Source organism: Aquimarina sp. EL_43, from assembly GCF_943422735.1.
In the GTDB taxonomy this organism is placed as follows: Bacteria; Bacteroidota; Bacteroidia; order Flavobacteriales; family Flavobacteriaceae; genus Aquimarina; species Aquimarina megaterium.
Genome location: NZ_CALSBR010000001.1, coordinates 3995957 through 4007862, shown reverse-complemented (window position 1 = coordinate 4007862; position 11906 = coordinate 3995957). Strand labels below are relative to the sequence as shown.

Below are 11906 nucleotides of genomic sequence, written 5' to 3'. Positions count from 1 at the left end.
ACATTTTTACATTTAAAACGAAAATATATACTATTAAAAAACGTGCACAAAGGTATAAATTTGCTCTAAATTATTAAAACATATTTTTATGAAAGCAATAGGAATCAAAACATCATTACCCATAAGTGAAGAAAATAGTTTAATTCAGTTCGAAACAGATCGGCCTGTACCAAAAGGACATGATTTATTAATAAAAATCAAGGTAGTAGGTATGAATCCTGTGGATTATAAAGTTCGTCAAAAAAGTGCGCTAAATCAAGAATTAGATTCTCCAAAAATATTAGGTTGGGATGCTGTAGGTATCGTTGAAGCTGTAGGTGACAAAGTAACCTTATTTAAAACGGGAGACGAAGTGTTTTATGCAGGAGATATTACACGTCCCGGATCTAATGCCGAATATCAATTAGTGGATGAGCGCATAGTAGGTAAAAAACCGAATACTATTTCTGATGCCGAAGCTGCTGTGATGCCTTTAACTTCGTTAACCGCATGGGAGACGTTGTTTGACAGACTTAAGTTAACCCCAGGAGAAGGGGAAGGAAAAACGATACTAATTATTAGTGGTGCAGGTGGTGTTGGCTCTATTGCAACTCAATTAGCCAAAAAACTAACCGATTTAACCGTTATAGCTACTGCTTCTCGTGTCGAAAGTCGTTTATGGTGCCAGAATATGGGAGCAGATCATGTTGTAAATCATCATAATCTTATTGAAGAAGTAAATGCTTTAGGGATCAACACCGTAAACTACATTCTAAATTTTTCGGGAACTTCTGATCATTGGGAAAACATAATCGAGTTAATTGATCCACAAGGGCATATATGCACGATAGCAGAATCTCCCGATAACCAAATCAATATAGGATCTTTTAAATCTAAGAGCATCACCCTATCCTATGAGTTAATGTATACACGATCTATGTATCAGACAGAAGATATGATTGAACAACATCATATCTTAAACAAAATAGCTGCATTGCTTGATAACAATAAAATTAAATCAACACTCAATAGTACCCTTAATGGTTTTACTACTGAGAACTTTAAAGAAGCTCATCAAAAATTAGAATCAGGCAAAACCATAGGGAAAATTGCAATTACATTTTAAAGACACTGTTTAAGAATAGAGGATTAATAGACAAGATCAGAGCTCTTATATGAATTATTTAAGTATTGAGCGAACTTGTAGTTGTAGCTGTGGTATAACCTCTTTTTTATACCATTCATTTTTTGCTTGCCAAATATTATTTCTTGGCGAAGGATGTGGCAACACAAAATAATCTGGCAAATATTCTTTATAATTCTTTACTGTATCTGTTAACGTTCTTTTTAATCGATCACCCAAATAATACTCTTGAGCATATTTCCCAATGAGTAAAACAAGTTCTACATTTTCTATTTTGGTCAATAGTTTTTGATGCCACAAGGGAGCACATTTTTTTATAGGGGGGAGATCTCCGGATTTCCCTTTTCCCGGGTAACAAAACCCCATGGGTACAAGTGCTATTTTTTTGGGATTATAGAACGTTTCATCATCTATCCCCATCCAGGCTCTTAAATTTTGCCCGCTCTTATCATCCCATGGAATTCCCGATTTATGAACGATACTTCCGGGAGCTTGCCCTATGATTACTATTCTACTATACGCATGTGCCGAAACTATTGGTCTTGGTCCTAGTTCTAATTGCGCTGCACACTCACTACATTTTGAAATCAAAGACAATAATTTTTGCATAATAGATACTGCGTTTTATAAACTGATTAGTAAATTATAAAATAATATGGTTTTACTTAACTTATTTAAGATTTGTTTCATCCTTTATCCTATTCATCAAAGAACACCCTAACCAATGAGCTAAGGTGCTCTACAAAAGAAAAACTAAACACCGGTTAGAACTTTTCTACTAGACTAAAGAAAAGTATCAAAACCTTTAATTATAAGTATTACGAAGTTTCTCCCAATTACTATTAGCCTTTGCCACTAATTTTTTGTGATTGTTTTCTGCAAGCCATAATTGTTGTGCATCTAACTCTATATTATACAAAAACAAAAAGTACTTCCCATCTTTTACTACAAACTTATTCGGATCAGGTCTAAATTTAGCACCAGCATATACACCAAATGCACAGAATCCTCCATATTGTGGTAAGTATTGTTTAGGGTTCTTATCAAATTTAGACTTCTGTTCTTTAGAAGTAAAATAGTACACAACCTTCTCATGTTCAGATTTATATTCTTTGTTTCCTCGTTGTGCAATACCGAGATCCAGATAAGATACAGGACTATATCCCTGTAGCGCTATATTGCTGTTATCAATATTATTTCCTTTCTTATCCTGCGCAATAGTAGTCATGGTTGTCATTATCATTACTACTAGTACTATTTTTATATTTTTTAAAGTTTTCATATGTATAATTTTAAAATTGTTATTTACTTTCACTTAGAGAGACGACCAGAAAAATTACAGCGGCATTTATCCAATAGTAATACCCGTCAATTCCTTTTAGATCAAACAAAAAGGGAAGTATCATAAATGTGATCGCTACCAAAAGATCTATCGCTAGATGTCCCTGATATGGAATTGCTCTTACAATCCCTAATTTGTAATTTGTAAGTACACTAACTATAATTACTGCAAGCCCAGTTATAATCGAAAACCAAAATGCTATTCCCGAAGAGTTCCCTAGATTTAATAACGTTGGCAATATTATAAGGCCTACTGCTGCCGAATAATCAGCCACACCATGCAATGTGGGAGTGATAATTCTTAATTTCATGTTTTGATTTTAAGCGTTAAAATATTCTTCTTGTATAACCAGTCCGTCATTGTTCCATATTCGTCTTATAATTTCATGCCAATAAATTGTACTATTATCGGTCATCTCGAAATCAAATGTAAATTCTGAAGCCGAAACATTACCATCTACTATCGTATGGTGATGAGTAATATCATTTACTTTTTTAATAGAATTGGCAAAACCTTCCATCTTTTCTACCATTTGCGCTTTATTTTTGGTAGTAATGTTATTATAATCAGAGGTTGTCGCATCCTCAGCAAAAAATTGTTTTACTGCATCTACTATTGCTCCTTGTGTAACAATACTATCCATTTCTGTAGCTAATGCTTTAATATCCATTGTTTTATTTTTAAATGATTAAACAAATATTGTTTTGTAATTACACTACAAATTTCTGGATATGTCGAGGAAAGAGGGCTACAAAAAAGGCACTAGTTCTTGTACTTTTTATTCTTGAAATGCGATGGGGATTCCCCTGTATAATGCTTAAAAAAGTTCGAGAAATGGTTAGGCTCTTCAAAACCTAATTCTATCGAAATCTCTTTAATTGTAAGGTTTTTAATCAAAAGAGACTTTGATGTATTAATCATCTCAGATCTAATAAGTTTCCCCAGAGAAGTTTGCATTTTATCTTTCACTTTTCGGGATAGTACTTTTGGAGAAAGATTCATTTTTGAAGCATAAAAGTCAAGTGTTCTTTCTTTGGTATGATATTGCTGAAGAAGTTCGAGGATATTCTGAGAGAAAAGATCTCTATTTTGATAGTCAAAATCTTCTCTAAATTCTAACGGATTTCTACCCACATTATTTTTAAAAACTCTGGTAAAATACGCCGGATCATTGTATCCCAAATCATAAGATATTTCCTTAATACTTTTATCGGTAAAAGCAATCTCCTTTTTACTTTCTAATAGTTTTTTACCAGATAACAGAGATTTTAGAGAAATTCCTATTTTGTTTTTAATTAGAGACTGAATATTATATCCATTTTTATCAATCAAAGCGGTGAGTTCTCTATTGTTAATATTACTAGAATATTGCATATCAATGATATCCTTTGTATCAAAAATAACACGGTACTCTTCCTTATTTGCCTGAAATGGATTTTGGTAATACCATTGTTCTGCAGAAGCATCTATGATACGATCTACTTCTATATCATGTGCTATTTGGTTTGTTATTTTATGAAAATCATTGGATTCATCAAAATTAATATACCCAAGAGAAATAAGATGCTTAAATAATACTCTAAATTCTTTATTTCTAATAACCGATTCATCAGGAAATTCTATTTTTCGGATCAGGAAGTTATCTGAAAGAAATTTTATATACTGTCCTTTTTCGAGATAAATGGCTTTGTTTTTCCAATCGAAGTAATTTTTAAAATCAACCTGAATACTACCACTACCAGATAAAATCTGGAAAAAAGTATATTGATCTATAAAGTATACTTTATTTATTTCTGGTGTAAATTCTATAAACACAATAATCACTTGATTGGTATATAGTACGTCGAAATTTTAATCAAAAGATAACACCTCAACAGTATATTAATCATTAAAATCGATAGAAGTTTTTTTTAAAGAGTTTAAGAATATTCTTTTTAGGATATATAGAGCAAGGTGATGAAGTGGTATATTTTCTAAATTACGGAAAGTATTCTGGGTATAATTTAATAGTATACCCAGTTTATTATTTACTTTTTAGTACGGTTTTACTCTCTCTACTTCTTTTTATAATTATAGAATCTCTAAATATCCTTTTTACAGAAATATCTTCTAGCATATCCCCTTCTCTAATCTTATAAAATTTATTATTCATCCTAATCAAGATTAGTTCTGAAGTACTTTTAGATCCTTTTACATAACCATGATAACTTAATTTAGGCCATGGTTTCTTAACACTATTTTTAGGAGTTACATTTGTTTTCTTAGACTTGTTATTCGATACTAGTTTCGTATTTGTTTTACGCTTTTGTCCTCTAGAAACAACATATTTTCCTAAGAATGGATCTCTTTCAACTTTTCTAAGATCAAAAGTATCTTTCGAAAAATTCATCCTGGGATCCACAATAGTAATTGGATTAACCGATACGTTGCTCTCTTCTACATTGTTTCCAAAAAAATTAAAAATTTTATTAAAAACAATTGCCCAGATGACAAGCATAAAAAAAATCAGAACGCTATTTAAAATCTTCTTATTCACTAGCCTAAAAATTACAATTCATTAGGTTTTATTTACTCAACCGTTATTTTTCTAACTTCGCTATAAATACTTTTATTCCCGGCTTGATCTAAGATTCTCACTCTCCAATAGTAATCTCCTAAATTAGAAAATGTTATTTCCTGAGAGTTCGAACTAGTTGGGACAGTCTCAATTATGGTTGCAAAACCACTATCTGTTGCTACTTCTATAACGCTAGACAATGTAGATTGTATTTCTCCGGTATCACTAGGTATATTCCAGGTAAACGTAATAGGCGATGATCCTTTTGCATCGTTATTAGGTGATGCCAATGTGGGTTGATTAGGTGCCTGGGTGTCTAGAAAAATCTTTCTCGTTGAGAATTTGGTTTCACTATTATCATTTACAGCTTTTACTTTCCAGGTATATATCGCATCTTCACTCAAGACCGTAGAATTAAGTGTAAAATTATTATTAGTTAAATCAGGAGTCTGGATTTCGGTAGCTGTATTTCCTTGAATGGTCTTATCAACAACTACAGTATATGAAGTCGCTGACTGAATTCTATCCCAGGTTAATATTAGAGCATCTTTATTCGTATAAAAATTCTCTGATGGTGACGTTAAAAATACAGTTTGGTTTGTTAAATCGTCTGATACAGAAAGAGTAAAAGAAATAGGAAAACTATAGGCTGTGGTATACGCAAAATTTTCTCCTCGTATCCTCCAGCTATATTCACCAGGATTAAGCCCATATGTAAAGTTATTCCCCTTAACTAATGAATCCAACACACTTCTTTGTGTAGCCTCTTCTACTACCTGTATTCTATAATCGTCTGCATCTGCTAATTCGTCCCATCTAAACTGAACCGAATTACCATCGAGATTACTTTTATCTTTTGGCGCTACCGTTGTTACCAAATCATCTGTAATATCTTCTTCGAGGACATCATCGCACGCTATCAACAGAAACAAACTGCTAAAAACTATACCTATATTAACTATTTTTTTCATAATTCTGAAATATTATCTTTACTCTTAATTTATTTTTTCGTGTTTGGAATTCTTTTTCTTTTACAAATGAAATACTAACAATATTTGAAAACTTAAACTTTTTCTCAAATGCATACACTATTTCTAATAGTCCATTAAAATCTCCTTCTAGTGTCAATTGGTTACTAATTACATTAAAACCATTACTTTCTGCTATATGGATTTCATCTAAGTTAAAAACATATACATTATCATATGTAGATGCAAAATCCAATATTTGTTGTTGTATTTCTTCAGGTTCTACTCCCTGTTTTCCTATTATTTTATCATAAAACTTTAATTCTGTCTGTGTTTGAGTAACATCGGTTGTTGATGAGTTTACATATTCTAACTTATCTTCTAATTCTCGAACCTGATCATAGGCATGTCGAGTGATTTTAAAAGACCTCTTATTCGCTGCCATGAATAGCAATATTCCAATCGCTATAAGCCCAATTAATTTTTGTTTATATGTTAGATTTGCAAACACTATTTTACAATGATTTTTAAAGTAAATTCACTTTTTTTATTTCTACTCTTACTAAAATCCAAAATCTCTATTTTGGAAATCCAGTTTTCCTTCTTCAATTCTTTAACCCAAGAATTAATGGGCATACTCGAACTAGAATTACCATTAATAATAATGGTATTTGTTTCAAATATTATCTTTTCAAAATTCTTGATCTTTTTCTGTGCAGGGTTTACCTTCAAGCTATTAAGTCCTACATTATCAGGAATAGAATTTACTATACGGTACATATAAAAAGAAAGAAAGTTCTGATTTAAAATACCCGATTCCTGAAGTATTTTTGTTTTGTTCTCTTTTTCGTTTTCTAATTTTTTTACTTGATTATAAGTATCATTAAGGTTATATAATTGAGATTCATAACTTACATACTTGTCATTATAGTAATTCAATAACAAATAGCTAATCAATAATGCAGACAGGAAAAAAATTCCCAATACTGTAGCTACGGTATTAAATGCCTTTTTAAGTACATTTTCTTTTTTATTTTCTTTCAAAAATTCTGCATCGTAGCTAAAATCATCTGATGGATATAAATAATGAAGTAGTGTAGAAAATAAAGGAACCTGGATATTGTTAATCTTCTCCTCCCCCAAGATATATTCTTTGGTAATAGTATCCAGTTTTTGGGTTTCTATTAGGTAATCATTTTCAAAACTCAATTCATAATCGGCAGAAATAATTGATGAAGTATTAGATAGCCCTTTAAATAGCACCCCTACAAAAGGGCCAATACTATAATCTACAACCAAATATTTATTTTCTAAAAACAGTGCAAAGAATTTTTCTAAGACGTCTTTTCTTACAATTGAAATAAAATTTTGTTGATTTTGATGTAGTTCATAAATATAAAAATCATCAATAGAAGCATTAAACAATACTTCTTTTAAATAGTTTCCTTTTGCAGAAACTTGTTTATTTATAATCCCTTTTCCATAAAAATTAAGAAGTAAAGGAACTGATGTATTCACTTTATCTTTAACAACGTTAAAATCCTCTGTAGAAAAAGAAGTTTCTACCGACAAAGCATCAGATTTCTTATCTACTATAAGCACATTGTATATTGGAGTATCTCTCAATATTACACCTACAATAGCGTATTGTTTTTCCTGAAAAGGCTTTAAAATATTATTTTTTATCTGTTCTAACATTAGTAAACAACAGTCGGTTTAATAAACACGTGTAACTTTGACTTCTTCTTTTTCTTGGTTTTACTACTAAAAAACCACTTTATTATTGGTATTCTAGATAAAACAGGTGTACCGGTCCCAGAGTTTTCTTTTTCTAATTCATCCAATCCTCCCAGAAGGATCATTTCACCATTTCGTACTCGAACCAAGGACTCAAACTGCTGGGTTGATTTTCCTGGTGGAGCGTTCTCTCCTGCTCTTCCTAAAAAGGCACTCTTTTCTACAACAATAGTTAGTGTTATTTGTTCATCTTTAGAGACAAAAGGTTTTATATTAACACTTAAATTTGCATCTGTAGCTTTCCATTGACCTGACTGTAAAATATCACTACTTACTCCATTATTAATCAACCTATTATTTTGTTCGAAGTAATAATTAGTTTCTCCGATAGAAATTTTTGCTTCATGGCCACTTAGTGTAGAAATCTTGGGAGTTGATTGCAATCGGATTATAGAATTATTTTCTAGAGCTTTTAAACTAAGATAGAAGTCTTTTGCAACTTTACCCAGGTTAAAAATACCAAACCCATTAAAAGCATCGATCAACTTATTTACAGAAGATGAATTTATAGTAACTTCAGATTGTGGAAATAAAGCCCCAGAAGTAACTCTCTCTTTTTTATCAATTCCTGCTTTAATCCCGGTTTGAATGTCGTACCCTTTTTGATATTGTACTATAAGCACCTCTATAAGGATCATAGGTACTACTTTATCAATTTGTTTTATATATTCTTTTAACTCTAATATTCTTGGTCTTGAACCAGAAACCACGAATCCATTAAGTTCTATAAACTCCTTAAGTTCTACATTTTCTATCAAGTCCTTAGGTAATGTTTCTAAAACAGTTTCTATTGTTCTATTTTCTAGTTGTATAAGTTCTGTACTCCTAAGTCCTTCTCCATTTTGATCTCCGATAAGATAAAAATCATCTGTTTTTTTATACGTACTATTTTTACCCATAAAAACATGATCCAAAAGCTCGTCAAAAGTAATTTCGTTTACTACCAATGTTGTTGTAGCTCCTGCAGGTTTATCATACATGAAATAGTTTACATTGAGTTTTTCTGCTGCTTCTAATATCAACGAAGTAATATCGGCATCAAATGCCTGAACACTCAAAAACCCACTTGGAAGAACCGTTATTTCTGCAGATGATTCTGGGCCCCTGGTTTTCTTACCTTTCCTCGATGATCTAGTAGCAGTACCTGCTGCTGGCGCTTGATCTTTTTCTACATAGTAAAACCCATTATCATCTTTGGTCACTATTAATTTATTAGATTTAGCCATCATCTCCATTACCTGATCAAATGGTCTATTTAAGATATAAGCAGAAACTTTTTCATTTTTTACATTAGGTCCTAAGATTACATTTTTGCCAGATACATCGGTAATCTTTTTAGCTACGCGAGGCAAAGAATCGTTTTTAAGTTTAATCGCCAAGAAATCATTTTGACTATTATAAGTAACATCGATTTCTTTAAGCACTTTTGGTTTCGGAAGTTCTTTTGGTTTTACAGTTTTCTTAAAAACAATGATTTTGTTTATAAACTCTATACTTAGATTATATTTCTTGATCACAAAAAGAAACACATCTTTAACAGGAACATTAAAAAAACTACTGGAAACAATCTGGTTAAGATCCTGATCTGCACTTATATTTAGCTTGTGTTCTATTGCAACAGAGGTTAGAAAATCATATAGCGTAAGTCCCGAGACATCAATCTGTATCGTTTCATTAAGTTCGGGAGTTTCCTCTGCATATGCATTAATTTGTTCTTCGATCTTTTGCATGTCCTGCTGTCCATACGAAAGTGGAATTATACAAACTAATACTATATAATATAAAAATTTCTTCATAATTAAGCTTTGATTAGCAGCGAATAAATTTCTTCGAGAGAAGTTTCCCCTTCTTCTAATAAATTAAAAGCTTTATCCGCGAGGCTTTGGTATTTATAACTTATATTTTGTTCTAGATTATGACTATTATTTTTAATAGCATTCACGACATCATCTGTGATCGATACAATTTCATAAATTGCTCTTCTACCCTTATACCCGGTATAGTAACATTCTGTGCATCCTACTGGCATATGATGTGTGGATAAGGCCCTAGGAAGTTTATAATTCCTAGGAAGTTCTTCTTCATTAAAAGGAGTCTCTTTTTTACAATGTGGACATAATTTTCTAACCAATCGCTGTGCAACAGATAGGTTTAAGGTCTCTGCAATATAAAATGCAGGAACTCCCATATCAACTAATCTGGATATGGTTCCCAGTGCAGAATTAGTATGTATTGTAGACAACACTAAATGCCCTGTTAATGAAGCCCTGATAGCCATTTTGGCTGTCTCGGCATCCCTGATTTCTCCAAGCATGATTATGTCTGGATCTTGCCGTAAAAATGACCGTAATGCAGAAGAAAAAGTAAGTCCGATGTCTTCTTTAAGTTGTACTTGATTAATTCCTTTTAACGTATATTCAATCGGATCTTCTACAGTTACTATATTTCTTTTTACATCATTAAGGAGTTTAAGCGTAGCATATAGCGTTGTTGTTTTACCAGATCCGGTAGGTCCGCTAATTAATACAATACCATTATTCTTTTTTACGGCTTCAAGATATTTTTCTTTTTCTTCTGACTCTAACCCCAGATCTTCTAATCTAATATTAGAAGCATCTTTTCCTAACAGACGCATCACCACTTTTTCACCATGTAAGGTGGGTAATATAGAAACCCTAATATCAAAATCTTTATAATCGATCCTTCCGTCTTGTGGTAATCTTTTTTCTGTGATATCCAGATTAGATTCTATTTTGATCTTATTTACTAATTCTAAATAACTCTCTTTAGGAATTTTATATTTTTCAACTAAAACACCATCAATACGCAGTCTTGCTCTTGCTTCTTCTTCATACACTTCGAAATGAATATCACTACTACCAATAGATTTAGCTTCAAAAATCAAAGTATCCAAAAAGCTACTTTCTACAGTAGATATACTTTGTGTTGCCTCCTGATCTCTATTATTCTTTCTGTAATAGACAAACAATGCTTTATTTAGTCTCTCTGACGAAATCTCATCAAACTTTAATGGTTTTCCCAAATACAATTCTAACTCTTCCTTGACCTGAGAATTTACTTTTTCTGCGTCAATATAGAGTTCCATTACATCTTCGGTATTGTTCTTAGGAATAATACTATAATGATGTGCTAAATCAGCATTAATAAGCTGTTTTAGTTCTACAGATATTTGTATGTTGGTATCAGTGCTCAAATGATAAAGTCGTAAAAAATGTTAGTTGATAAAAATAGATTAGGAATCATCAAACCAATGATATATAGTGATAAATATCCTGCTAATGGTATTGTTTTCTGTTCGCTTTTATTCTGAAATATCGCATACAATACTAAAGACAATATCATCCCAGAAATAAAGAACAACATATAATTTCTAAAGGAAAAGAGAGGAATTACGGCGATTAAAAACACCAAATCTCCTATACCAATATATTGTTGAAATGGATTTTGAAATTTTGATTTTTTAATGGAAAAATATGTTACTATTGAAAGAAAATTAATTCCAATAAACGCCAATGATTTCAAACCATCAAAAAGAACTATGATATCTTTATTCATATACATACTCACCACAAACACCAAAATAGGTAGCCCAATATGTATATGTCTATACCTGACATCTTGATATAACATTATCCCCAAAGAGATGAATAAAATGGATACTAATACGTATGTCATTAGTCCTTTACCGTTTCTTTTAATAACTTATTATGATCAATCTCCCAGGTATTAAAAGTACCATCGCCATCAAAATCGGATAGAGAAACCGCTCTTGCTTTAAAAGAATTAGTAGACGCCTCTGTGATCTCAATTCTATACACAGCCTGTCCTCCTTCACTAATAGATAGCGCTGGTTCAAAGCCTAAGGCTTCAAAATCAGTTGTATACTTAGAGTTTCGATAAAAATAGCTCTTCTCTAATCCATACAGATGGTTAAGCATACTCTGGGCTTCAATGGCTTTTGCTTGAGATACTACAGCCGTTTGGTTTGGTAATACCAATAGTATTAAAATCCCAATAATACATAGTACAATTACCAATTCTGACATCGAATATGCCTTTACATAAACCTTTTTACTGGTGTTCTTTTTTATCTTCATT

General features: G+C 31.6%; 14 protein-coding genes. 1 reads left to right on the top strand and 13 read right to left on the bottom strand.

Going from position 1 to position 11906, the window contains the following annotated elements; all coding sequences use genetic code 11:
* The first annotated feature begins 88 nt into the window (after window positions 1–88).
* A complete protein-coding gene (locus NNL09_RS17190; RefSeq protein WP_196910475.1) occupies window positions 89–1105 on the top strand; it encodes a zinc-binding alcohol dehydrogenase family protein in 1017 nt (338 codons plus the stop codon).
* A 54-nt stretch (window positions 1106–1159) separates the two neighbouring features.
* On the opposite strand, the gene NNL09_RS17185 is transcribed toward NNL09_RS17190, so the two are convergent.
* The 13 genes from NNL09_RS17185 to NNL09_RS17125 all read right to left on the bottom strand — a co-directional run bounded on the left by NNL09_RS17185 (window position 1160) and on the right by NNL09_RS17125 (window position 11905).
* On the bottom strand, window positions 1160–1732 hold the full coding sequence (locus NNL09_RS17185; RefSeq protein WP_196910476.1) for a uracil-DNA glycosylase family protein: 573 nt from the start codon (window positions 1730–1732) through the stop codon (window positions 1160–1162).
* Between the two features lie 196 nt (window positions 1733–1928).
* A complete protein-coding gene (locus NNL09_RS17180) occupies window positions 1929–2405 on the bottom strand; it encodes a YHS domain-containing (seleno)protein (protein ID WP_025667045.1) in 477 nt (158 codons plus the stop codon).
* Between the two features lie 19 nt (window positions 2406–2424).
* Complete coding sequence (locus tag NNL09_RS17175; RefSeq protein ID WP_025667044.1) at window positions 2425–2775, bottom strand: hypothetical protein; 351 nt, start codon at window positions 2773–2775, stop codon at window positions 2425–2427.
* Between the two features lie 9 nt (window positions 2776–2784).
* Complete coding sequence (locus NNL09_RS17170; RefSeq protein WP_196910477.1) at window positions 2785–3135, bottom strand: hypothetical protein; 351 nt, start codon at window positions 3133–3135, stop codon at window positions 2785–2787.
* 92 nt (window positions 3136–3227) lie between these two features.
* Window positions 3228–4280: an AraC family transcriptional regulator gene (locus NNL09_RS17165; RefSeq protein WP_035096538.1), complete on the bottom strand. Its 1053-nt coding sequence runs from the start codon at window positions 4278–4280 to the stop codon at window positions 3228–3230.
* Between the two features lie 208 nt (window positions 4281–4488).
* Window positions 4489–5001, bottom strand: a complete 513-nt coding sequence (locus NNL09_RS17160; RefSeq protein ID WP_152538369.1) for a hypothetical protein — start codon at window positions 4999–5001, stop codon at window positions 4489–4491.
* A gap of 32 nt (window positions 5002–5033) precedes the next feature.
* Entirely contained in the window at window positions 5034–5993 is a 960-nt protein-coding gene (locus NNL09_RS17155) for a hypothetical protein (RefSeq protein ID WP_196910478.1), read from the bottom strand.
* On the bottom strand, window positions 5977–6435 hold the full coding sequence (locus NNL09_RS17150; protein ID WP_196910479.1) for a hypothetical protein: 459 nt from the start codon (window positions 6433–6435) through the stop codon (window positions 5977–5979). The genes NNL09_RS17155 and NNL09_RS17150 overlap by 17 nt, the downstream gene beginning before the upstream one ends.
* 65 nt (window positions 6436–6500) lie before the next feature.
* A complete protein-coding gene (locus tag NNL09_RS17145; protein WP_196910480.1) occupies window positions 6501–7688 on the bottom strand; it encodes a PilN domain-containing protein in 1188 nt (395 codons plus the stop codon).
* Window positions 7688–9583, bottom strand: a complete 1896-nt coding sequence (locus tag NNL09_RS17140) for a type II secretion system protein GspD (RefSeq protein ID WP_196910481.1) — start codon at window positions 9581–9583, stop codon at window positions 7688–7690. Before NNL09_RS17140 ends, NNL09_RS17145 begins: the two co-directional genes overlap by 1 nt.
* 2 nt (window positions 9584–9585) lie before the next feature.
* Window positions 9586–11001: a GspE/PulE family protein gene (locus NNL09_RS17135; protein WP_109852427.1), complete on the bottom strand. Its 1416-nt coding sequence runs from the start codon at window positions 10999–11001 to the stop codon at window positions 9586–9588.
* On the bottom strand, window positions 10998–11483 hold the full coding sequence (locus NNL09_RS17130; RefSeq protein WP_035096537.1) for a hypothetical protein: 486 nt from the start codon (window positions 11481–11483) through the stop codon (window positions 10998–11000). Before NNL09_RS17130 ends, NNL09_RS17135 begins: the two co-directional genes overlap by 4 nt.
* Window positions 11483–11905, bottom strand: coding sequence for a hypothetical protein (locus tag NNL09_RS17125; RefSeq protein WP_035096536.1), 423 nt, complete (start codon window positions 11903–11905; stop codon window positions 11483–11485). The genes NNL09_RS17130 and NNL09_RS17125 overlap by 1 nt, the downstream gene beginning before the upstream one ends.
* Window position 11906 lies beyond the last annotated feature (1 nt).